General features: G+C 73.0%; 23 protein-coding genes and 3 tRNA genes. 2 read left to right on the top strand and 24 right to left on the bottom strand.

The features are described from left to right. Positions 1–153 precede the first annotated feature (153 nt). The 9 genes from PIR53_11120 to PIR53_11160 form a co-directional block, all read right to left on the bottom strand. Positions 154–717 (bottom strand): hypothetical protein, encoded by a 564-nt coding sequence (locus PIR53_11120; protein ID WZH50579.1) that lies wholly within the window; start codon positions 715–717, stop codon positions 154–156. Next, entirely contained in the window at positions 714–2,006 is a 1,293-nt protein-coding gene (locus tag PIR53_11125) for a hypothetical protein (protein ID WZH50580.1), read from the bottom strand. Before PIR53_11125 ends, PIR53_11120 begins: the two co-directional genes overlap by 4 nt. Next, positions 2,003–2,758, bottom strand: coding sequence for an ATP-binding cassette domain-containing protein (locus PIR53_11130; protein WZH50581.1), 756 nt, complete (start codon positions 2,756–2,758; stop codon positions 2,003–2,005). The genes PIR53_11125 and PIR53_11130 overlap by 4 nt, the downstream gene beginning before the upstream one ends. 7 nt (positions 2,759–2,765) lie before the next feature. Then, complete coding sequence (locus PIR53_11135) at positions 2,766–3,212, bottom strand: hypothetical protein (protein ID WZH50582.1); 447 nt, start codon at positions 3,210–3,212, stop codon at positions 2,766–2,768. Between the two features lie 163 nt (positions 3,213–3,375). After that, positions 3,376–4,089 (bottom strand): 50S ribosomal protein L1, encoded by a 714-nt coding sequence (rplA, locus tag PIR53_11140; GenBank protein WZH50583.1) that lies wholly within the window; start codon positions 4,087–4,089, stop codon positions 3,376–3,378. A gap of 104 nt (positions 4,090–4,193) precedes the next feature. Then, positions 4,194–4,622 (bottom strand): 50S ribosomal protein L11, encoded by a 429-nt coding sequence (rplK, locus tag PIR53_11145; protein ID WZH50584.1) that lies wholly within the window; start codon positions 4,620–4,622, stop codon positions 4,194–4,196. A 111-nt stretch (positions 4,623–4,733) separates the two neighbouring features. Then, entirely contained in the window at positions 4,734–5,549 is an 816-nt protein-coding gene (nusG, locus tag PIR53_11150) for a transcription termination/antitermination protein NusG (GenBank protein ID WZH54440.1), read from the bottom strand. Positions 5,550–5,590: 41 nt separating this feature from the next. Then, positions 5,591–5,860: a preprotein translocase subunit SecE gene (gene secE / locus PIR53_11155; protein ID WZH50585.1), complete on the bottom strand. Its 270-nt coding sequence runs from the start codon at positions 5,858–5,860 to the stop codon at positions 5,591–5,593. Between the two features lie 68 nt (positions 5,861–5,928). Then, a tRNA-Trp gene (locus PIR53_11160) sits at positions 5,929–6,001 on the bottom strand. A 158-nt stretch (positions 6,002–6,159) separates the two neighbouring features. Here PIR53_11160 and PIR53_11165 point away from each other — a divergent pair. Together PIR53_11165 and PIR53_11170 are read left to right on the top strand one after the other, a co-directional pair. After that, positions 6,160–7,206: an adenosine deaminase gene (locus PIR53_11165; protein WZH50586.1), complete on the top strand. Its 1,047-nt coding sequence runs from the start codon at positions 6,160–6,162 to the stop codon at positions 7,204–7,206. Further along, on the top strand, positions 7,203–7,760 hold the full coding sequence (locus PIR53_11170) for a hypothetical protein (GenBank protein ID WZH50587.1): 558 nt from the start codon (positions 7,203–7,205) through the stop codon (positions 7,758–7,760). Before PIR53_11165 ends, PIR53_11170 begins: the two co-directional genes overlap by 4 nt. Before the next feature lie 6 nt (positions 7,761–7,766). Here the strand turns inward: PIR53_11170 and PIR53_11175 are convergent, their stop codons facing one another. From PIR53_11175 to PIR53_11245, 15 genes are all read right to left on the bottom strand, one after another. After that, positions 7,767–8,840, bottom strand: coding sequence for a UDP-N-acetylmuramate dehydrogenase (locus tag PIR53_11175; GenBank protein ID WZH50588.1), 1,074 nt, complete (start codon positions 8,838–8,840; stop codon positions 7,767–7,769). Next, the gene (locus PIR53_11180) at positions 8,833–9,261 is read right to left on the bottom strand and encodes a MaoC/PaaZ C-terminal domain-containing protein (protein ID WZH50589.1); all 429 of its coding nucleotides are present in this window, start codon (positions 9,259–9,261) and stop codon (positions 8,833–8,835) included. The genes PIR53_11175 and PIR53_11180 overlap by 8 nt, the downstream gene beginning before the upstream one ends. Beyond that, a complete protein-coding gene (locus PIR53_11185) occupies positions 9,258–9,662 on the bottom strand; it encodes a MaoC family dehydratase N-terminal domain-containing protein (protein WZH50590.1) in 405 nt (134 codons plus the stop codon). Before PIR53_11185 ends, PIR53_11180 begins: the two co-directional genes overlap by 4 nt. A 147-nt stretch (positions 9,663–9,809) precedes the next feature. Continuing rightward, on the bottom strand, positions 9,810–9,980 hold the full coding sequence (gene rpmG, locus PIR53_11190) for a 50S ribosomal protein L33 (protein ID WZH50591.1): 171 nt from the start codon (positions 9,978–9,980) through the stop codon (positions 9,810–9,812). Positions 9,981–10,015: 35 nt separating this feature from the next. Continuing rightward, positions 10,016–10,092, bottom strand: a tRNA-Met gene (locus PIR53_11195). 56 nt (positions 10,093–10,148) lie between these two features. After that, positions 10,149–10,221 (bottom strand) — tRNA-Thr (locus PIR53_11200). A 138-nt stretch (positions 10,222–10,359) separates the two neighbouring features. Next, a complete protein-coding gene (locus tag PIR53_11205) occupies positions 10,360–12,669 on the bottom strand; it encodes a PQQ-dependent sugar dehydrogenase (GenBank protein WZH50592.1) in 2,310 nt (769 codons plus the stop codon). Positions 12,670–12,810: 141 nt separating this feature from the next. Then, a complete protein-coding gene (locus PIR53_11210; protein WZH50593.1) occupies positions 12,811–13,077 on the bottom strand; it encodes a hypothetical protein in 267 nt (88 codons plus the stop codon). Positions 13,078–13,595: 518 nt separating this feature from the next. Next, on the bottom strand, positions 13,596–14,507 hold the full coding sequence (locus PIR53_11215) for a sugar phosphate isomerase/epimerase (protein WZH50594.1): 912 nt from the start codon (positions 14,505–14,507) through the stop codon (positions 13,596–13,598). Then, complete coding sequence (locus PIR53_11220) at positions 14,504–15,709, bottom strand: dihydrodipicolinate synthase family protein (GenBank protein WZH50595.1); 1,206 nt, start codon at positions 15,707–15,709, stop codon at positions 14,504–14,506. Before PIR53_11220 ends, PIR53_11215 begins: the two co-directional genes overlap by 4 nt. Continuing rightward, entirely contained in the window at positions 15,706–16,854 is a 1,149-nt protein-coding gene (locus PIR53_11225; protein WZH50596.1) for a Gfo/Idh/MocA family oxidoreductase, read from the bottom strand. The genes PIR53_11220 and PIR53_11225 overlap by 4 nt, the downstream gene beginning before the upstream one ends. A 30-nt stretch (positions 16,855–16,884) precedes the next feature. Next, positions 16,885–17,637 (bottom strand): ABC transporter ATP-binding protein, encoded by a 753-nt coding sequence (locus PIR53_11230; protein ID WZH50597.1) that lies wholly within the window; start codon positions 17,635–17,637, stop codon positions 16,885–16,887. Further along, positions 17,630–18,406, bottom strand: a complete 777-nt coding sequence (locus tag PIR53_11235; protein WZH50598.1) for an ABC transporter ATP-binding protein — start codon at positions 18,404–18,406, stop codon at positions 17,630–17,632. The genes PIR53_11230 and PIR53_11235 overlap by 8 nt, the downstream gene beginning before the upstream one ends. Continuing rightward, entirely contained in the window at positions 18,403–19,572 is a 1,170-nt protein-coding gene (locus PIR53_11240) for a branched-chain amino acid ABC transporter permease (protein WZH50599.1), read from the bottom strand. Before PIR53_11240 ends, PIR53_11235 begins: the two co-directional genes overlap by 4 nt. Next, the gene (locus tag PIR53_11245; protein ID WZH50600.1) at positions 19,556–20,440 is read right to left on the bottom strand and encodes a branched-chain amino acid ABC transporter permease; all 885 of its coding nucleotides are present in this window, start codon (positions 20,438–20,440) and stop codon (positions 19,556–19,558) included. Before PIR53_11245 ends, PIR53_11240 begins: the two co-directional genes overlap by 17 nt. Positions 20,441–20,447 lie beyond the last annotated feature (7 nt).

The raw sequence follows: 20,447 nt of genomic DNA on the forward strand, positions 1-20,447 counted from the left end.
CCGCTGACGCGGAGCCTTCGGTCGCCCCCCGCCCTGACGGGCACGGAACGACAACCGGCGGTCTCTGGTTGCGGGGAGCACATTACGGGCCGGCCTCCGCGCGACCAAATCGAGCGCGCGCACGCCGCGGGACGCCGGGGAGCGGGCCATTCCTCAACGGCGTCCCGTGCGCAGCACGTACGCCGCCACCGCCACGACGACCAGCAGCTGCGCCGCGAGGAGGACGGCCGGGCGGTGACCGAGCTCGGCGACGATCCGCCCCGGTCCGGTGGACGCGACCACGAGCACGTACGCCACCGCCGCGAGCAGCACGGGCAGCCAGCAGTAGCGCCCGATCACGGCCGCCGCGACGAGCACGAGAGCGGTGAAGGCGGACGTGCCGAACGCGACGTGGCGCGGGTCGACGACCAGCGCCGCGGCCAGCAGGCCGACGTGGGCGACGGCCACCGCGACCACGGCGCGGAGCAGCTGCACCCGGCGACCACCACGCGGGGTCGCCCGCTCCGCCTCGGTCAGCGGGGCTGCGACCACTCCCCCCGCGCCGAGCGAGCTGACCGCCGGGAGGTAGGTCCACAGCGGCAGGCGCCCGTCCGCGAGCGGCAGGGGGACGAGAGCGTCGGCCCAGACGAGCACGGCCGCGGTCAGGACGGCGGCGGACGCGAGCGCGGGCAGGACGGACCAGCGTCGGACGAACAGTCCGGCGGCCGACGCCCTCACCGCGCCGAGGTCGCCGGCGGCTCCAGCCGGTCGAGCTCGCAGGAGCGCAGCTGCTCGTAGGTCGTGCGGACCCAGGGCCGCTGCTCCTCCACAGGGGCCGCGATCCACCGCCCGAACCAGGCCTCCCGGAAGTCCGCCGGGTCGGCGAGACCGTTGCGCACGAGCAGCCAGACCCGCAGGACCTCCCGGGTCTCGTGCACGAACGCCGGCGGCGGTCCCGCCGGATCGGAGTACGCCGCGCACGGGGCCGGCGTGCTCAGGTAGGCCGCGACCTCCTCGGGATCGCCCTCGGGTCGGGTCAGCCGGCCGGTGTCGAGGGGCGCGAAGCTCCCCTCGGCGAGGTCGCGGCGCTGCCCCGGCACCTCCATCCGGTACGTGCCCGGCACGCTCGCCCCCGCTGCGGCGAGCGGCTCCGCCAGCTCGTGCATCTCCGCGGCCAGCCACTCGAGCTGGCGCGGGCTCTCCCGCGGGAGGCACACCCGCGGCCCCTCGCCGGCGCAGGCCCACGCCACCGGGCGGTCGTCGACCACCACCTGGTCCGGGTCGGAGACGACCAGCCCCGCCGTCACCGCCACCGCGCCCGCGGCCCCGACGACGAGCACCAGCCCCGCCGTTCGGCGGCGCACGACCCCGTCCCGCAGCGCGTACGCCGCGAGCACCGCCACCGTCAGCAGCACGTGGAAGGCGAGCAGGGCGCCGAACGCCGTCGGGTTCGCCCGCAGTCCCACCATGCCGCCGGCGCCACCGAAGATCGCGAACAGCGCGGGGACGTCGAGGCTGAGGGCGACGAGGGCGAGCCCGTAGAGCCCCGCCGCCGCCAGGGGTGCCGCCAGCACGGACCCCCAGAGGAGGCCCACGAGACCGCCGACCGCCGCCGAGCCCAGGAGCACGGCGGCGGCGCCCAGCACGAGCAGCGCCACCGAGACGGGCGACGCGACGTACCCCACCCCGACGGCCAGGTTCGCCGCGTATCCCGCCACCTGCACGAGGAGCAGCGCGGCGATGCCGACCAGGGCGTTGGCCAGCACCACGTGCCACCGGGCGACCGCGGCCCGCGGCAGGGACCGCAGCGTGGCGGTGAGGTGCTCCTCGTTCCAGCGCGCCGCATCCATGGCGGTGAGCCCGGCGACCACCGGGCCCAGGATGATCACGCTGCCCGCGATGCGCGCCGCGGTCCACGGCGGCTCGCCGAGCCACGGCGTCCCCCGCGACAGGACGACGCCCACGGCCACGAGCAGGAGCAGCGGGAGCAGCCGCGCCGCAGCGCAGCTGCGGAGCGCCGCCGTCACCCGCCCACCACCAGACGGAGGAACGCGCGCTCGAGGCGACCCCCGACCGCACCGCCGCCGGGACCGTCACCGGCCTCGGCGCCCGCGGCGAGCTCCGCCGTCGGACCGTCGAAGCGCACGCGGCCCTCGTGGAGCACGACGAGGTGGTCCGCGACGTACTCCACGTCCTCGACGATGTGGGTGGCGAGCAGCACCGCCCGGTCGGCACCCAGCCGTTGCACGAGACCCCGCAGCTCGGCCCGCTGGTGCGGGTCGAGGCCGGTGGTGGGCTCGTCCAGGAGCAGGACCCGCGGGTCCGTCAGCAGCGCCTGCGCGATCGACGCGCGCTGCCGCATGCCGCCGGACAGCGTGCTCAGGCGTGAGGACGCACGGTCGGTGAGGTCCACCGCGGCCAGCGCCCGCCCGACGGCGTCTGGCCGTTCGCGACGGGGCACCTCCTTCAGCCAGCAGAGGTGGAGGAGGTAGTCCGCGACCGAGAAGGCCGGCGGGGCCTCCAGGTGCTGCGGGACGTAGCCCAGCAGGCGGAGCGCCGCAGGGCGCGACGCGGCGGCGTAGGGGTCGTGGCCCCCGATCCGCACGCTGCCGCCCGAGGGAGGGACGACACCGGCGAGCGCCCGCAGCAACGTCGACTTGCCCGCGCCGTTGACACCGAGGAGTCCGGTGAGACCGGTGTCGACGGAGAACGTGACCCCGTCGAGCACCGGCCGTCCCTGGTGGGCGACCCGGATCTCCTCGCCGACGACCAGCGACACCCCGACCTCAGTACTCGAAGGTGCGGGTGGACTTCTCGGAGCAGCCGTCGGGAGCCCAGTTGCGGTCCTCGCAGACCCGGATGACGCCCCGCGCCGAGGTGCCCTCCGGGTGCAGGCCGCGCGTCACCGTCTTGTAGACCCAGTCACGCGAGCCGGTGCGCTCGGTCTGGCCGCGGCCGCCGGACTGGTAGCCCGCGCCCGAGCCGCCGTCGTAGAAGAAGTAGAACTGCGTCTCGACGTAGATGCCACCGCCGCCGTTGCTGTCCCGGCGGTGGGAGGAGTTCGCCGCGTAGACGCCCCGGTTGTCGTAGAAGTTGCCGTAGCCCTGGCCACCGCCGCCGCCCTTGAGCGGGGAGTCCTTGCTCCCCCAGTAGGCGCCCATCGCCGGTTGCGCCGCCCCGACGACGGCGATCGCTGCGCAGACGATGAGGACGAGACGCGTCAACCTGTTCATGTGTGTACCCCCGAGACGTGGATGAGATCGAACAGGTCGACCGTACCGCAGATTGCCATTTATAGGTGGTACTTCTCCACAGATTTCTCCGCGAACGCCGACGAGCCGGCACCCGCGCCCGGAGGCGCAGGTGCCGGCTCGTGCCAGCGGGGTGGCCGGAGGCTCAGGCCTCCTCGTCCACCGCGACGTTCTTGACCCGGTTGGGGTCGACCTGGATGCCGGGGCCCATGGTCGTGGAGATCGTGACCTTCTTGATGTAGCGGCCCTTGGAGGCCGACGGCTTGAGCCGCAGCACCTCCTCGAGCGCGGACGCGTAGTTCTCCGCGAGCTGCTGCTCGGTGAAGGACGCCTTGCCGATGATGAAGTGCAGGTTCGAGTGGCGGTCGACGCGGAACTCGATCTTGCCGCCCTTGATGTCGGTGACGGCCTTGGCGACGTCAGGCGTCACGGTGCCGGTCTTCGGGTTGGGCATGAGGCCACGGGGGCCGAGCACGCGGCCGAGACGACCGACCTTGCCCATCATGTCCGGCGTCGCGACGACGGCGTCGAAGTCGAGCCAGCCGCCGTTCACCTTCTCGATCAGCTCGTCGCCACCGACGTGGTCGGCGCCGGCCTCACGGGCGGCCTCGGCCTTGTCGGCGTTCGCGAAGACGAGGACGCGGGCGGTCTTGCCCGTGCCGTGCGGCAGGTTGACGGTGCCGCGCACCATCTGGTCCGCCTTGCGGGGGTCGACGCCGAGGCGCATGACCACGTCGACGGTCTCGTCGAACTTCTTCTTGCTGACCGACTTCGCGACGGTGATCGCCTTGAGCGGGCTGTGCAGCTCGTCGGCGACGAACGCCTCGGTCGCTGCGCGGTAGGTCTTGCTGCGCTGCATGTCTGGTTCTCTTTCCTGCCAGGTGTGGTCGTGTGAGCCAGCGCGGCTCTGCCACGGGTGCGGTGGGGCCGGGTGCTGCCCGCGGGGGCAGCGTGACGGCGTGGTCAGTCGGTGGTGATGCCCATCGAGCGAGCCGTGCCCTCGACGATCTTCATCGCGGCGTCGATGTCGTTCGCGTTGAGGTCGGGCAGCTTGGTCGTGGCGATCTCCCGGACCTGGTCCTTGGAGAGGTGCGCGACCTTGTCCTTGTGGGGGACGCTCGAGCCCTTCTTGAGGCCCGCGGCCTTCTTGATCAGCTCGGCGGCCGGCGGCGTCTTCGTGATGAAGGTGAACGACCGGTCCTCGTAGATCGTGATCTCGACGGGGACGACGTTGCCGCGCATGGACTCCGTCTGGGCGTTGTACGCCTTGCAGAACTCCATGATGTTGACGCCGTGCGGACCGAGCGCGGTACCGACCGGCGGGGCCGGCGTCGCGGCACCGGCCTGCAGCTGCACCTTGACGAGCGCAGCGATCTTCTTCTTCGGAGGCATGTCCTGGATCCTCTTTCTGTTCTCGTGGTCATGACGAGCGCGCCCTCAGCGAGGACGCGCTCTGCCACCTGTGTTGCGGGCTCCGGCCGGAACCAGCAGGTCGACTCCGGGTCAGACCTTCTGGATCTGGCTGAAGCTCAGCTCGACCGGGGTCTCCCGGCCGAAGATCTCGACGAGGGCCTTGACCCTCTGCGACTCGGCGTTGATCTCCGTGATCGTCGCGTGCAGCGTGGCGAACGGGCCGTCCACGACCATGACCGAGTCGGCCACGCCGAAGTCGGCCACCTCGACCGGCGTCTTCGCCGCGGTCGTGCCGGCGGGCGCCGGCTGGCCCGCGGCCTGGGCGTCGGCGACGGCCTTGGCCTCGACGGCGGGCGCGAGCATGCTCTCCACCTCGGAGAGGCTCAGCGGCACCGGCGAGTTGCTGTGGCCCACGAAGCCCGTGACCGACGGGGTGTGGCGCACGGCCGACCACGACTCGTCGGTGAGGTCCATGCGGACGAGGACGTAGCCCGGGAGGACCGTGCGACGGACCAGCTTGCGCTGGCCGTTCTTGATCTCCGCGACCTCCTCGGTGGGGACCACGATCTCGTGGATGTAGTCCTCCATGTTGAGGGAGACGGCACGGTTCTCCAGGTTGGCCTTGACCCGGTTCTCCATGCCCGCGTAGGTGTGCACGACGTACCAGTCGCCCGGCTTGGCCCACAGCTCGCGGCGGAACTGCTCGAGCGGGTCCTCCTCCTCGGCGGGCTCCTCGACCGACGCTTCCTCGGCGGGCTCCTCGACGGACGCCTCGGCGTCGGACGACTCCTCGGACTCCTCGGCGACGGCGTCCGCCTCGAGGGCGTCGTCGGCCGTCTCCGTGAGGTCGGCCGAGGTCTCCTCGGCTTCGAGGGCGTCGTACTGCTCCGGCACGTTGTGCTCCATCATCTGCTGGACTGCTGGTCGGGGGACGGGCGGCGAGGCCGTCAGCTGTCGCCGCTCGTGGTCGTGAAGACCTCGAACGCGAGCTTGCCGAACGCCAGGTCGAGCAGCGACACGATCGCGATCATCACGACCACGAACACGAGCACGACGGCGAAGTAGGTGACGAGCTGCGACTGGGTCGGCCAGACCACCTTGCGGAGCTCGGCGACGACCTGCTTGTAGAAGGTGAGCGGGCCGGTGCGGACGGGCTTGTCCTCACCACCGGGGGCGTCGTCGTCCTTCGAGCTCCGCACCGCGCGGGAGTCCGACACGCTGTCCACCCTTCGTCGCTTGATCGAGGCCCGTGGTGCCGAGGATCGGCACCACGGGATCTGTCTCGCAGGGCACGAGGGACTTGAACCCCCAACCTTCGGTTTTGGAGACCGATGCTCTGCCAGTTGAGCTAGTGCCCTTCGGCGCTCCGTCCCCGCAGCGATCCCGGATCCCGGGCGCGCTCCATCACGGGGGTGGACCACCAGCCGACGAGTGTACGGGTAGGTGTGGATCAACGTCCAAATGCTCCGCACCACGCCCGGCCGCTGCGCCGAGGCCCCGACACTACGGTGTCCCCATGGCCGACGTCGCACCCCGCCCCCTGGACGCGCTGCCGAAGGCACACCTGCACCTCCACTTCACGGGCTCGATGCGGCACGCCACGCTGCTCGAGCTGGCGGCCCGCGACGGCATCCGCCTGCCCGACGCGCTCGTCAGCGACTGGCCGCCGCGGCTGGCGGCCGACGACGAGAAGGGGTGGTTCCGCTTCCAGCGGCTCTACGACGTGGCGCGGTCGGTGCTCCGCACGCCCGACGACGTGCGACGGCTCGTGCGCGAGGCCGCCGAGGACGACGTGCGCGACGGCGGCCGCTGGTTGGAGATCCAGGTCGATCCCAGCGGGTACGGCGCCCGCTTCGGCGGCATGACCGCCTTCACCGACCTGGTCCTCGACGCCGTGGCCGAGGCGTCGGCGGCCACCGGCCTCGGGATGGCGGTGGTCATCGCCGCCAACCGCACCCGCCACCCCCTCGATGCCCGCGCGCTGGCCCGCCTGGCGGCGCAGTACGCCGGGCGCGGGGTCGTCGGCTTCGGGCTCTCCAACGACGAGCGCCGGGGCACGACCGCCGACTTCGCCCGCGCCTTCGAGATCGCGCGCCGGGCGGACCTCGCCCTCGTCCCGCACGGCGGGGAGCTGCTGGGACCGGACTCCGTGACCCAGGTGCTCGACCACCTCGGGGCGGACCGCATCGGCCACGGCGTCCGCTCCGCCGACGACCCCCGGGTGCTCGACCGCGTCGTGGCGGCGGGCGTGGCCCTCGAGGTGTGCCCGACCTCCAACGTCTCGCTCGGCGTCTTCGGCGACCTCACCTCGGTGCCGCTGCCCACCCTGCTGGCGGCGGGCGCCACGGTCGCCCTCGGTGCCGACGACCCGCTCCTGTTCGGCTCCCGCCTCGCGGGGCAGTACGCGACCATGCGAGCCGCCCACGAGCTCGACGACGCCACCCTCGCCGAGCTCGCCCGGATGTCCTTCCGCGCCGCCCGGATGCCCGAGGACCTGCGCGCGACGTGTCTCGACGATGTCCAGGCATGGCTCGACGCGCCCGTGGGAGACTGGATCCCGTGACCGACGAACCGCAGCGCCCGTCGCTGGAGAAGAACCCCGACCCCGAGCCGACCCCCGGTGCGGGATCGTGGGGCCCTCCCCCGGCGCAGCAGCAGCCCTACGCCCAGGGCTACCCGCAGACCCCGTTCCCGCAGGCGGACCAGCCCCAGGGGCAGCCCTACGGCCAGCCCGCCGGTCAGGCCTACGGCCAGCAGCCGTACGGCGCGTACCCGGGCGGACCCGCGCCGTACCAGCCGTCGCCGGTCCCCATCCCCACCCACCTGCTCCCGCCGCCGGACCACCCGCGGGCGATGACGTCGATGATCCTCGGCGCCGTCGGCCTCTTCATCGGTCTCTCGACCGGCATCGGCTTCCTGCTCTCGCCCTTCGCGTGGGCGATCGGCTCCGGCGCCCTCAAGGAGATCGAGGCGTCCCAGGGCCGCGTCGGCGGCGCGTCCGCCGCGCGGGCCGGCAAGATCATGGGCATCGTCGGCACCGTGCTGCTCGGCCTGGGCGTGCTGGCGCTGGCGGGCCTCATCGCGGTGCTGTTCGCGACCGCGTCGACCTCCCCCTGATCCGCCTCAGAGCGCGCAGCCGACGGTCACCGGCTCGTTGACCAGCCGCACGCCGTAGGCGCGCTCCACCCCGTCCCGCACGGCGCGGGCCAGCGCCAGCAGCTCCTCGGTCGTGGCGTCACCGCGGTTGGTCAGGGCGAGCGGGTGCTTGGTCGACAGGCTCACGGCGGCGTCGTCGGCGAGGGCGAACCCCTTGCCGAAGCCGGCGTGGTCGATGAGCCAGGCAGCGCTGGTCTTGACGGTGCCGTCGGGCTGCGGGAAGCGGGGCGCGTCGGGCGGGAGGGTCGCCGCGGTGGCGGCGTCCAGCACCGGGTTGGTGAAGAAGGAGCCGGCGCTCCAGGTGTCGTGGTCCGCAGCGTCCAGCACCATGCCCTTGCCGGCGCGCAGCCCGAGGACCGCCGCGCGCACGTCCGCGAGCGGCGCCCGCTCCCCCACCGCCACGCCCAGGGTGCGCGCGAGCTCGGCGTACCGGACCGGCGCGCCGAGCGCGTCGGGACCGCCGACCCCGAGCTGGAAGGTCACGTCGAGCACGACGTACCGGCCGGGCTCCGACTTGAACCGGCTGTGCCGGTAGCCGAAGCCGCAGTCGGCCGCCGCGAAGGTCCGCTGCGCCCCGGCGACGCGGTCCCAGGTGCGCACGGTCGCGATCGTGTCGGCGACCTCCTGGCCGTAGGCCCCGACGTTCTGGATCGGCGTGGACCCGACGGCGCCCGGGATCCCCGAGAGCGCCTCGACGCCCACCCAGCCCCGCTCGACGGCGTGGGCCACGAACGGGTCCCAGGGCTCACCGGCGGCGACCGTCACGAGGACACCGCCGCACGTGGGGTCGTCGGAGTCGTGGTCGGCGCGCACGCCGGTGGTCGCCACGTGCACGACGGTGCCGGGGAAGCCCGCGTCGGCCACGACGAGGTTGGAGCCGCCCGCCACGAGCAGCAACGGCTCGCCGGCCGCGTCCGCCTCGGCGACGGCGGCGACGAGGTCGGCCTCGGTCGTCGCCGCGACGTACCGGCCCGCGGGTCCGCCCAGCCGCAGCGTGGTGAGGTCCGCGAGCCGCGGCGCCACCGTGGGGTCGTCAGGCACGCACGACCGCCCGGGGGTTGCCGAGCACCTTCGTGCCCCCGGCGGTGACCTCGAGCGCGAGCGTGACCAGGTCGCCGTCGACGGCCTTGACGGTGCCGGCCACGACGAGGTCGATCCCGGTGTCGTCGTCGGGCACGACGACGGGGTTGGTGAACTTGGCGCCGAGCTCGACGACCTGCGCGGGCGCGCCGTCGGCCCAGTCGGCGGTCCACTCGGCGACGGCGCGGGCGGCCAGCGCCTGCGTCAGCATGCCGTGGGCGATGACGCCCGGCAGGCCGACGGCGCCGGCCACGCGGTCCGACCAGTGGATCGGGTTGAAGTCGCCGCTCGCGCCGGCGTACCGCACGAGGGTGGCGCGGGTGACGGGGTAGGTGCGGGGCTCCAGCACGGTGCCCGCCTCGATGCCGCTCGGGATGCTCACGGGGTGCCTCCTCGGTGGACGAGGACGGCGCTCGTCGAGCAGACGAGGGCGCCGTCGGCGTCGGTGACGTCGCTGCGGGTGCCGATGATGTCGTTGCCGCCGATCTGGCGCAGGGACGCCACGGTCAGCGCGGTGGTCAGCACGTCGCCGGTGCGGATCGGACGCTCGTAGGCGAACTTCTGCTCGCCGTGGACGATGCGGCTGAGGTCGACGCCGACGGCGTCGAGGAAGTCGTTCATGGCGGCGAACGCGAGCACGATCGGGAAGGTCGCCGGCACGGGGCCGTCCGCGGCGTACGGCGTGCCCGTGGCCCTCGCGAACTCGGTGACCTTCTCGTGGCTCACCCGGTAGGGCGGCGTCGCGGGGAACGTCCGTCCCACCAGCGTGCTGTCGAGGCTCATGAAAGGAACGCTAGCGGTTACCGGTGCGTCGGCCGGGGTCGGCCGGGCGGCCGGGATCCGCTCGGGCGTACGACCCCACCGCAAGACGAACGGCCCACCCGATACGCTCGGGTGGGCCGTTCGGCCGTGCTGGGGGTGCGGTCCGCGTCAGCGGGTCTCGCGGTGCGCCGTGTGCGTCCGGCAGCGCGGGCAGAACTTCGCCAGCTCCATGCGGTCGGGGTCGTTGCGGCGGTTCTTCTTGGTGATGTAGTTGCGCTCCTTGCAGTCCACGCAGGCGAGCGTGATCTTCGGGCGAACGTCAGAGCTCTTGCTGGCCACGGTGATTCCTTGTCGTTGGATGCTGCGAGTCGTGCTGGTAGCGGGGGCGGGTATCGAACCCGCGACCTCACGATTATGAGTCGTGCGCTCTAACCGTCTGAGCTACCCCGCCATTCCGGGAGCGGGCCCGACCCCGATCTGACGACCGGTGCCGGGCCCGTTTCCCAGAGCCCCTTTACGGAATCGAACCGTAGACCTTCTCCTTACCATGGAGACGCTCTGCCGACTGAGCTAAAGGGGCAAGCGACGAGGAAGCATACACATCCTCGACACGCACGAGAAATCGGGCCGGAACCCGCTTCTCCCGTGGCTGCGGAGCCACCTTACGGCGTCGCTCCCGGCCCCTCGACAGGGGGTCGGGAGCGACGCCGGCACCGCCTCAGCGCGCGATGCGGTAGCGCACGAACTGGGCCATCACCTGCCCCGGGGACAGCGCCTCGTCGAGGAACACGAGCTCGTCCATGGTGCAGTTGCAGGGGTTCTGCTCGCGGCCGCCCTGGGGGTAGGAACCGCCGATCTTGATGCCGCGCGGGAGCGTGGGGCTCGTGCCCGTGCCGTCCACCTGCCACGGGTCGCCGGAGGACGTGTACGTCGCGGCGAGCGGCCGGCCGTTGCGGAACAGGCGCATCTGCCCGGTGGTGTAGTCGAACGTGGCCGCGAGGTGCACCCACTCGTCCGCCGGCAGCAGGCTGCGCCAGTCGGCGTCGGCCGCCAGGGTCTGCGACGCCCCGTCGTCGAGCCGTCGTCCGAGGGCGACCAGCCGCAGCTCGCCGTCCACGTTGATGAGCTCCAGGAGCGCGCGCACCCCGTGGCCGTCGGAGGTCCCGCTGAGCAGCCCGGCGAGGCCCACGGCGTTGTACCGGTCGTCCGGGGCCGGTGTGTTCGTGTTGAGCAGCGGATAGGTGTCGCCGCTCATCTTGAACCAGCCCATGACCGTGATCTCCTCGGCGCCGGCGAAGCGGTCGAGGCTGTCCACGCCGTCGGGGTCCCAGACGCCGGCCCGCCAGTCCTCCTCTGCCGGACCGCCCCGCTGGCCGGTGCGGAACGCGGCCGTGCTGGCCGGGAACGCCAGGTCGCGGACGCGCTGCTGCTTGCCGCCGCCCACCAGCTGCAGGAGGGTGCCGGCCGCGCCGGCGTCCTCCTCGCGCGTCCCGTCGACCGCGAGCGGGTGCTCCGCGTCGTAGCGGGCCACCACCGCGTCCGCGATGCCGGGCGAGACCGGGTCGATCCGCGGCACCACCCGGGTCCCGACGACCTTCCAGATCTTCCCGTTGGCCTTCGCGAGCAGGTAGAGCTCGCCGGCGGCGTCGGTGCCGAAGCGCAGGTCCACCCGGGTGTCACCGGCGAGGTCGGTCATCCGCAGCCGGTTGCCCGCGGTGTCGAACACCGGCATCTCGTGCAGCCGCGCGTCGCGCCCCGTCTCCTGGCGCATCTGTGCAGCGTCGGCCCAGTAGACGCGACCGTCGACGATGTCGCCGAAGACGTACTTGCCCCGGAGCAGCGGCAGGCGGCTGCCGCGGTAGACGTAGCCCCCGCCGAGCGCGTGGCCCGAGTCGGCGGCGCACGGCCACCCCGCCGGCGGGTCGTGGTCGTAGGAGATCACCGGGTAGACGTAGCCGCGCTCGTCGTCGTCCTCCGGCAGCGGGTAGAGCGCGCACTCGTCGGTCGCCTCGAAGCGGAACCGTCCCTCGCGCTCGCTCCAGCCGAAGTTGTCCCCCGGGCGCACCTCGTAGACGGACTCGACGGCCCGCTGGCCGATGTGCCCGACGTACATCCGGTGCGGCGCCCGCGCGTCCCAGGAGAAGCGGTGCGGGTCGCGCAGCCCGAGGGCGTAGATCTCGCCGATCCAGCCCGCATCCCCGACGTACGGGTTGTCGGCGGGGATGCCGTACTGCCCGTTGGGCCCGTCCGTGCCGGCCGGGTCGATCCGCAGGATCTTGCCGTACGGCGTGGCCGGGTCCTGCGGCACGCCGGTGCCCAGGCCCTCGCCGCCGTCGCCGACCGCGAGGTAGAGCAGGCCGCGGTCCGGCGAGCCGGGCCGGGCCGTCGGGTTGAAGTCGATCTGCTGGATCGCGTGGATCTGGGAGTAGAACCCCAGGCGCATGACCTCCCGGCGCGTGCCGCTGAAGGTCGCGGCCGCCGGGTCGTCGGCCGTCCACTCGGTGACGACCGAGTGGGAGAACTCGCGGCTCTGCCCCGGGTAGGTGAGCGGCTTGGTGCCGATGGCGCCGAACTGCTCCGTGTGGACGGTGTACAAGAGCCCGTTCTCGGCGTAGTCGGGGTGGTAGGCCACGAAGCCGAAGCCGCTGCCCATCCCCCGGCCCGAGTAGAGGTCGGGGAACTCGGCGCGGACGTCGAGGTAGACGTGCTCCTCCCCGTCCTCGAGGAGGTAGAGCGGCCCGTTGAGGTCGGGGACGAACTGGCGGCCGGAGCCGTCGGGCACGTCGCCGATGTGGTTGATGCGGGCGTGGCGCTGCAGGCGGTAGTCCGTCGCCGGCGGCACGGCCTCCGTCGCGGGGAACTGGTGGTGCTCCTCCAGCACGAGGCCCAGCGACGACGGCGCGGGGTCCTCGGGCACGGGATCGGCGATGCGGTCGTCGGGGTCGGCCCCGGCGCCGGTCGCGGGCCCGATCAGGCCCACGACGAGGGCGGTGGCCGCGACCGCGGCCCACCGTCGGGTGCTTCTCATCTCAGGGTGCTCCTTCGTCTCCCCGCGTTACCGTGGGGGCTGGTTGATGAGACCGCTGCCGGTGGCCGCCGGCAGCCTCGCCGCCCTCGCCCGCTGCTGCGGGCGGGGGCGGCGTGCTTCGGGGCGTCGGGACCGTGCCGCTCAGGCGGCGACGGTGCCGAGCGCGAGGAGGCCGCGCACGCGGCCGTGGTTGTCGAAGGAGCCGAAGCCGATCCGGCCGCCCGTGAAGGTGCGGTCCGTGGCGGTGAGCAGCGGCTCCCGGGCGCCGTCGAGGCGGACGGCGATCCGTCCGCTGCGCACGTCGACGCTGAGCAGCACGCGGTGCCAGTCGGTGTCGTCGATGGCCGGCGGAGCGCCGACCGTCCCGTCCCACTGGTCGTCGATGCGCACGCGGTCGGCGTCGTCCACGCGGAAGATCCCGTTGTGCAGTAGATCGTGTTGTCCTGCGAGAGGTGCGCGTAGTGGAACCGCGTCGGCGAGGTGTGGTTCCAGACGAGCACCACGTCGCGGTCGGCGCGCGCGACCGGCTCGTCGATGCGGACCTCGGCCGTCAGGTGGAACGAGGCGAGCGCCGGGCCACGCGCCACGGTGGCGTACTCGAACGGACGCCGGGGGCCGACCGGCGGGTCACCCCGCTCGACGAGCACGACGTCGCGTCCGGTGAAGGCCCACTTGGCGGGCGCGACCGGGGACCAGTCCTCGGCCCGGGGGCGGGGCACCACGACGGCGGTGCGGCGGCCCCCCGCCGCCGGCGCGGAGGCGACGGCGGGGGACGTGGTGGCCCCCGCCCCCGCCAGCCCGAGGGCGACGGCAGGGGCGAGGAGGGCGGTGCGGCGGCGTACGGACGCGGGGGCGGGGGTGCGGTTCATGCGGTTCCTTCCCGAGAGACCGCCGGGCCGCGGCGGCCCGGCGGAAGGAGCAGCGCGCTACAGGTGCGGGGCGACCAGCTCCACGTGCCGTCGCGCCAGCGTGGCGACGACCTCGGCGCCCGGGGCGGCCCAGACGTCGGCGTTGAAGACCTCGACCTCGACGTCGCCGGTGTAGCCGGCGGCGGCCACGGCCGCGGTGAAGGCGCCGAGGTCGACGTGGCCGTCGCCGGGCATCCCGCGGGACAGCAGCGCGTCGGGCGGGAGCGGGGTGATCCAGTCCGCGACCTGGTAGGAGGCGATGCGCTCCCCCGCCCGCGCCACCTGCGCCGCCACGTCGGGCTCCCACCAGAGGTGGAAGGTGTCGACGACGACCCCCACGGCCTCGACCGGGTGCTGCTCGGCGAGGTCAAGGGCCTGCGCGAGGGTCGAGACGACACCGCGGTCGGCGGCGTAGATCGGGTGCATGGGCTCGATCCCGAGGCGTACGCCGCGGGCGAGCGCCTCCGGCACCAGGGCCGCGACGGCCTCGGCGGCGCGGGCGCGCGCGCCGGGCAGGTCCCGGTCGCCGGGGGGCAGCCCGCCGGGCACCAGCACCAGCACCGGCGCCCCGAGCGCCGCCGCCTCGTCGAGCGCGCGCACGTTCTCGTCGTGCGCCTGGCGGGCGGTCTCCGCGGGCCCGGTGAAGAAGCCGCCGCGGCACAGCGACGACACGCGCAACCCGGCGTCGCGGACGAGGCGCACCGCCGTCTCCAGGCCGAGCTCGGCGACCGGCTCGCGCCAGACGCCGATCGCCGGGAGGCCGGCGGTGACGCAGCCGTCGACGGCCTGCGCGAGGGACCACTCCGCCGTGGTGCGCTGGTTGAGCGACAGCCGGGCGAGCCGGGGGTCCCCGGGCTCGGGCGTCGGCACCCGCGCGGGGGCCCCGCTCGGCTGGTCCACCACCACGCGCTCGGCGGCGGGGGCGCTCACGCGTCCACCCCGACGGTGCGCAGGTAGGCGCCCCACCGCACGGCGGCGACGTCCGGGTCGCGCAGGAGCCCGGCCGCGTCGGCGAGCTCGAGCACGCGGGCCAGGTGGACCGCGTCGCGACCGGCGTGGAGACCACCGATCATCGTGGAGCCGCGCTGGTGCCCGTTGAGCCAGGCCAGGAAGGCGATGCCCGTCTTGTAGTGGAACGTCGGCGCCTCGAACAGGTGGCGCGACAGCGGCAGGGTCGGGGCCATGGCCGCGTCGTACCCCGCCGTGTCGCCGGCGTCGAGCGCCGCCAGGGCAGCCGACGCGGCCGGCGCGACGGCGGCGAACGCGCCGAGCAGCGCGTCGGAGTGGTGGGTGCCGTCGCCGCGGATGAGCTCGGGGTAGTTGAAGTCGTCGCCCGTGTAGAGGCGGACGCCTGCGGGCAGCGCCGCGCGCAGGCCGCGCTCGTGCTCGGCCGAGAGGAGGGAGACCTTCACGCCGTCGATCCGGTCCGCGTGCTCGTGGACGAGCGCGAGGAACGTTGCCGTCGCCTCCGCGACGTCGGTGCTCCCCCAGTAGCCCCGCAGCAGGGGGTCGAAGGCCTCGCCCAGCCAGTGCAGCACGACGGGCTCCGCGACCTGGCCCAGCACGGCGCCGACCACGTGGGCGTAGTCGTCGGCGTGCCGCGCGACGGCGGCCAGCCGGCGCGACGCCATGACGATGACCTGCGACCCGCAGCCCTCGACGAAGGCGACCTGCTCCAGGTACGCCGCGAGCACGTCCTCGAGCGTGGCGAGGTCGTCGCGGTGGTCGGTGCCGGCGCCCGAGGCGATCCGCGCCCCGACGCTGCGTGCCTGCTCGGCCGATCGCCGTACGAGCTCCTGCGTGCCCGCCCAGTCGAGGCCCATGCCGCGCTGCGCGGTGTCCATGGCCTCGGCGACGCCGAAGCCGTAGCGGAACAGCTCGTGGCGGAACGCGAGGGTCGCGTCCCAGTCGATGGCGGCCGGCGAACCCGGCGTGTTGTCGCCGAACGGGTCGGCGGCGACGTGGGCGGCGGCGAACACCTCCCGGGACGCGTAGGCCCCCGGGTGGTCGGTCCACTCCCCCGGCGCGCCGAGCGTCAGCGGGTCGAGCGAGCCGTCCCGCCGCGGGAGCAGCACACGGGGCCCGCCGGGGCTCGTCGCCCGCTCCGCCGGAGCGACCGCCGTCGTGCTCACGACGTCCTCGTCTCGAGGACGACGCGCCGGCCCTCGGCCGACGACGTCAGGCCCGCGTCGACGAGCTCGAGCCCGCGGACCGCCGACATGAAGTCCCAGGCGTGCGGACGGCCGTGGTGCACGTCCGCGAGGTAGGTCTCCCACTGCGCCCGGAAGCCGTTGGAGAACTCCTGGTTGTCGGGCACCTCGTCCCACTGCGCCCGGAAGTCGAGGTCGGTGGGCAGGTCGGGGTTCCACACGGGCTTCGGGGTGCGTTCGCGCGGCTGGATGCGGCAGCCGAAGAGGCCGGCTACCGCCGAGCCGTGCGTGCCGTCGACGTGGAGCTCGACGAGCTCCTTGCGCTCGACGCGCGTCGCCCACGAGGAGTTCATCGACACGATCGTGTCGCCGATCTCGAAGAGCCCGTACGCCGCGTCGTCCGCCGTGGCGTCGTAGCGTCGGCCCTGCTCGTCCCAGCGCTCGGGGATGTGCGTGACGGCCTTGGCCATCACCGCGTCGACGCGGCCGAAGAGGTGCTCGAAGACGTAGTTCCAGTGGCAGAACATGTCGAGCACCATGCCGCCGCCGTCCTGGGCGCGGTAGTTCCAGCTCGGGCGCTGCGCGGGCTGCCAATCGCCCTCGAAGACCCAGTAGCCGAACTCGCCGCGCACCGACAGGACCCGACCGAAGAACCCGCCGTCGATGAGCCGCTTCAGCTTCACGAACCCGGGCAGGAAGATCTTGTCGTGCACGACGCCGTTGACGGTGCCGGCAGCCGCACCGGCCTCGGCGATCTCGAGGCCCTCGTCGACGCTCTCCGCGAGGGGCTTCTCCGTGTAGACGTGCTTGCCGACCGAGAGGGCCTTGAGGATGGCCTTCTTGCGCTCGGAGGTGACCTGGGCGTCGAAGTAGATGGTGGCGGTGTCGTCGGCCAGCGCCTCGTCGAGGTCGGTGGTCCAGTCGGCGACGCCGTGCTGCGCGGCGAGCGCCTGCAGCTTCTCCGCGCTGCGTCCGACGAGCACCGGCTCGACCTGGATGCGGTCCCCGTCGGGGAGGAGCAGCCCACCGTCGTCGCGGATGGCGAGGATGGAGCGGAGGAGGTGCTGCCGGTAGCCCATGCGGCCGGTGACGCCGTTCATGATGATGCGGCGGGTGTGGACGGTCATGTCGTTCGTTCTCCGATCGGAGCGGGAGGGTCAGGGACCGGTGGCGACCGCGGGCCGTCCGCCGAGGTAGAGCTCGGCGAGGCGCGGGTCGGCCAGCAGGTCAGGGGCGGGCCCCGTGATGTGGACGGTGCCGAGGTCGAGGACGCAGCCGATGTCGGCGGTCTCGAGGGCGCGGCGGGCGTTCTGCTCGACGATGAGCACGGCGATGCCGGCGTCGCGCATGCGCACGACCTGCTCGAACATCGTGGAGGTGCGCTTCGGGTCGAGGCCCATGCTGGGCTCGTCGAGCAGCACCACCTTCGGGCTGACCATGAGCGAGCGGGCGAACTCGACCTGCTTCTGCTGGCCTCCCGACAGGGCGCCGGCGAGGTCGTTCCAGCGCTCGGCGACGATCGGGAAGAGCGTCTTCACGAAGTCGACGCGTTCCTGCACGAGCGCCTTGTCGCGCACCGTGTAGGCGCCCAGCCCGACGTTCTCCGCGACGGTCATCTCCTTGAAGACGGAGTGGCCCTGCAGCACGTGGGAGAGGCCGGCCCGGATCATGTCCTGCGGGCCGTTGCGGGTGACGTCCTGACCGTCGACCAGGATCCGGCCGGACCGGGGCGTGAGCATCCCGCTCGCGACCTTGAGGACGGTGGACTTGCCGGCGCCGTTGGGACCGACGAGGCATACGATGCTCGCGGCGGGCACCCGCACGGTGAGGCCGCGGAGCACGAGGGCGGCCCGGCCGTAGCCGGCCTCGACGTCGATCAGCTCGAGCAGCGGGCGGGGGGCGTCAGACACCAAGGTAGGCCTCCAGGACTCGGGGGTCGTGCTGGACGACGGAGGGCGGTCCCTCCGCGATGGGGCGACCGCGGTCGAAGACCACGACGTGGTCGGACAGGCTCATGACCATGTCCATGTTGTGCTCGACGATGACGAAGGTGCGGCCCTCCGCGTTGAGCTCGCGGACCAGCGTCCCGATGCGCCCGATGAGCGCCGGGTTCACGCCGCCGGCCGGTTCGTCGAGCATGATCGTGTCGGGATCGACCATGAGCACCCCGGCCAGCTCGAGCAGCTTCTGCTGGCCGTAGGAGATGTCGCGGGCCTCGGACTGCTCGAGGTGGTCGATGCCGACCCGGCGCAGCAGCTCCCGCGCCTTCGCGATGTCGGCGTCGTTGCGGGAGCCCGCCAGCCGGTGGAGCACCGACGGGGAGCGGACGCCGACGAGCATGTTCTCCAGCACCGTGAGCCGCGGGAAGATGCGGCACAGCTGGAAGCTGCGTCCGATGCCGGCCGCCGCGATGCGGTGCGGCGGCTTCGCCGTGATGTCGCGGCCCTCGAGGGTCACCGTGCCGGCGTCGGGCTTGATCATGCCGGTCACGCAGTTGAAGAACGTCGTCTTGCCGGAGCCGTTGGGTCCGATCAGCGCGTTGATCTTGCCGCGGTGGAAGGTGACGTCGGCGCCGTCGATGGCCCGCACGCCGCCGAAGCTCTTCGTGAGGCCGCGGGTGGCCAGCGAGGGGACGAACGTGCCGGTGGCGTCCGTGGGCCCGGCGGCGGTCTCGGTCATCGCTTCTCCTCCGTGGACGGGACGGTCTCCAGGTCGCGCTCGTGCGGGGTGGCAACCGGGGTCGCCTCGCTGCGCTCGAGCCGCTGGTTGTGCTCGAGGAGCTCCTCCGCCGTCATCTCGCGGATGGAGGTGCGCTGGTCGGGGCGGAACCGGTCGACCAGCGACCCGATGGCGGGGAGCACGCCGTCGGGCATGAAGAGCACCACGACCGCGAGCAGCAGGCCGAGGGCGACGAGGTGGAACTGCGAGTCGCCGTAGTGCACCTTGAAGAACTCCAGCGAGTAGCCCACGACGACGGCGCCCAGCACGGGACCGAAGAGGCTCCGGATGCCGCCCAGCAGGCTCATCAGCACCATGTAGGAACCGATGAGGATCGAGAACTGGAAGATCGGGTCGAGGTAGCCGAACCACAGGGCATAGAGCCCGCCCGCCATCGCCGTCATGAAGGCCGAGATGACGAACACCGTCAGCTTGTAGGCCCCCGTGGGCACGCCGAGCGCCTGGGCCTTGTCCTCGTCCTCGCGGATGGCCTTGAGCCCCATGCCGAACCGCGACCGGTCGATGGCCCACCACAGCAGGAGCGCGACCGCCACGAAGGCGACGTGGAGGTAGAAGAACCGCTCGTGCTGCTCGGGGCGGAGCACGTCCTCGCCGAACGGTCGCGGCACCCGCAGGCCCTGGGCGCCCCCGGTGAGCGAGGCCCACGACTGGGCCACGAGCAGCAGGATCAGCACGAGGGCGATCGAGACGATGACGAACGAGGCGCCCCGCACCCGCAACGACGCGATGCCGATCGGCACGGCGAGCACGCCGACGACGACGGCGCCCACGACCAGGGCGACCCAGGGGTTGAGGTCGGCCCGCGTGATGAGGAGCGCGGTGGCGTAGCCGCCGAGACCCGAGTACGCCGCGTGACCGAGCGAGATGTAGCCGGTGAAGCCGCCGACGAAGTTCCACGAGACCGCGAGGGCGGCATAGCTGGCGATGACGACGCCCACCGACAGGATGAACGGGTCCGCCGCCAGCGACGGGAACGTCAGGACGAGGACCGCCACCGCCGCCAGCACGACGATGCGCGCGCCGAGGAGGACCCGGTCGAAGGTGGACCGACCGGAGGTCGTGGTCGCGGCCGGAGCCGCCGAGGTGGTGTCAGAAGCGCTGGGCAAGACGACCTCCGAAGAAACCCTGGGGGCGGACGAGGAGCGTGGCGAAGAGCGCGACGTAGAAGACCGTCTGCGCCCACGTGGTGCCCATCGGGATCTGCAGCAGGCTCTGGCCGACGCCGAGGATGAGGGCGGCGATGGCGGCGCCCGGGATGCTGCCCAGGCCGCCGACGACGATGATCGCCATCAGAGGTCCGATCCAGTGCCAGTGCAGCGACGGGTAGATGGTCGAGTCCAGCGCGAGCGCCGTGCCGCCGATGGCGGCGGTGGCGAGCCCGAGCCCGAAGCCGAACCCGGCGATGCGGTCGGTGTTGATGCCGAGCAGGCGGGCGGCCTCCGGGTGCTGGATCGTCGCGCGCAGCGCCTGGCCGAACCGGGTCACCTTGAGCAGCAGGAAGAGGCCGGCGAGGGCCGCGGCGGCGAGCCCGAAGGCGATCAACTTCACCACCGCGACGTGCGCCCCGAGGACCTCGATGCTGGTGCCGGAGTAGCCGAGGTTGATGCGCCGCTGCGTGCCGGAGAAGAAGAAGCCCAGCAGGCCCTCGATCGTGAGGGCGATCGCGAAGGTGAGGAGCACCGACATCATCGTCAGCGTCGCCGGTCGCAGGCGGGCGACGAGCCCGCGCTGCATGAGGTAGCCGACGCCGAAGAACAGCGGCACGGTCACGAGCAGGGACAGGAGCGGGTCGAGGCCGGTCTCGCGGTGGAAGAACCACGCGAGGTAGGCCGCCAGGATGAGGAACGCCGAGTGGGCGATCATCACGACCCGCATCACGCCGAAGTAGAGGGTGAGGCCGGCGGCCAGCAGGGCGTAGAGACCGCCGAGCAGGACGCCGAGGATCAGGGTCTGGAGCAGGAGGGATCCGGACACGCCCGCC

Origin of the sequence: Nocardioides alkalitolerans (genome assembly GCA_038184435.1) — a bacterium.
Lineage (GTDB): Bacteria > Actinomycetota > Actinomycetes > Propionibacteriales > Nocardioidaceae > Nocardioides > Nocardioides alkalitolerans_A.

Bases quoted from the DNA above. Each gene is read 5' to 3' on its own strand.
- PIR53_11135 (WZH50582.1), bottom strand. From the start codon at position 3,212: ATGAACAGGTTGACGCGTCTCGTCCTCATCGTCTGCGCAGCGATCGCC.
- rplA (WZH50583.1), bottom strand. From the start codon at position 4,089: ATGCAGCGCAGCAAGACCTACCGCGCAGCGACCGAGGCGTTCGTCGCC.
- rplK (WZH50584.1), bottom strand. From the start codon at position 4,622: ATGCCTCCGAAGAAGAAGATCGCTGCGCTCGTCAAGGTGCAGCTGCAG.
- nusG (WZH54440.1), bottom strand. From the start codon at position 5,549: ATGGAGCACAACGTGCCGGAGCAGTACGACGCCCTCGAAGCCGAGGAG.
- PIR53_11165 (WZH50586.1), top strand. From the start codon at position 6,160: ATGGCCGACGTCGCACCCCGCCCCCTGGACGCGCTGCCGAAGGCACAC.
- PIR53_11185 (WZH50590.1), bottom strand. From the start codon at position 9,662: ATGAGCCTCGACAGCACGCTGGTGGGACGGACGTTCCCCGCGACGCCG.
- PIR53_11205 (WZH50592.1), bottom strand. From the start codon at position 12,669: ATGAGAAGCACCCGACGGTGGGCCGCGGTCGCGGCCACCGCCCTCGTC.
- PIR53_11225 (WZH50596.1), bottom strand. From the start codon at position 16,854: ATGACCGTCCACACCCGCCGCATCATCATGAACGGCGTCACCGGCCGC.
- PIR53_11235 (WZH50598.1), bottom strand. From the start codon at position 18,406: ATGACCGAGACCGCCGCCGGGCCCACGGACGCCACCGGCACGTTCGTC.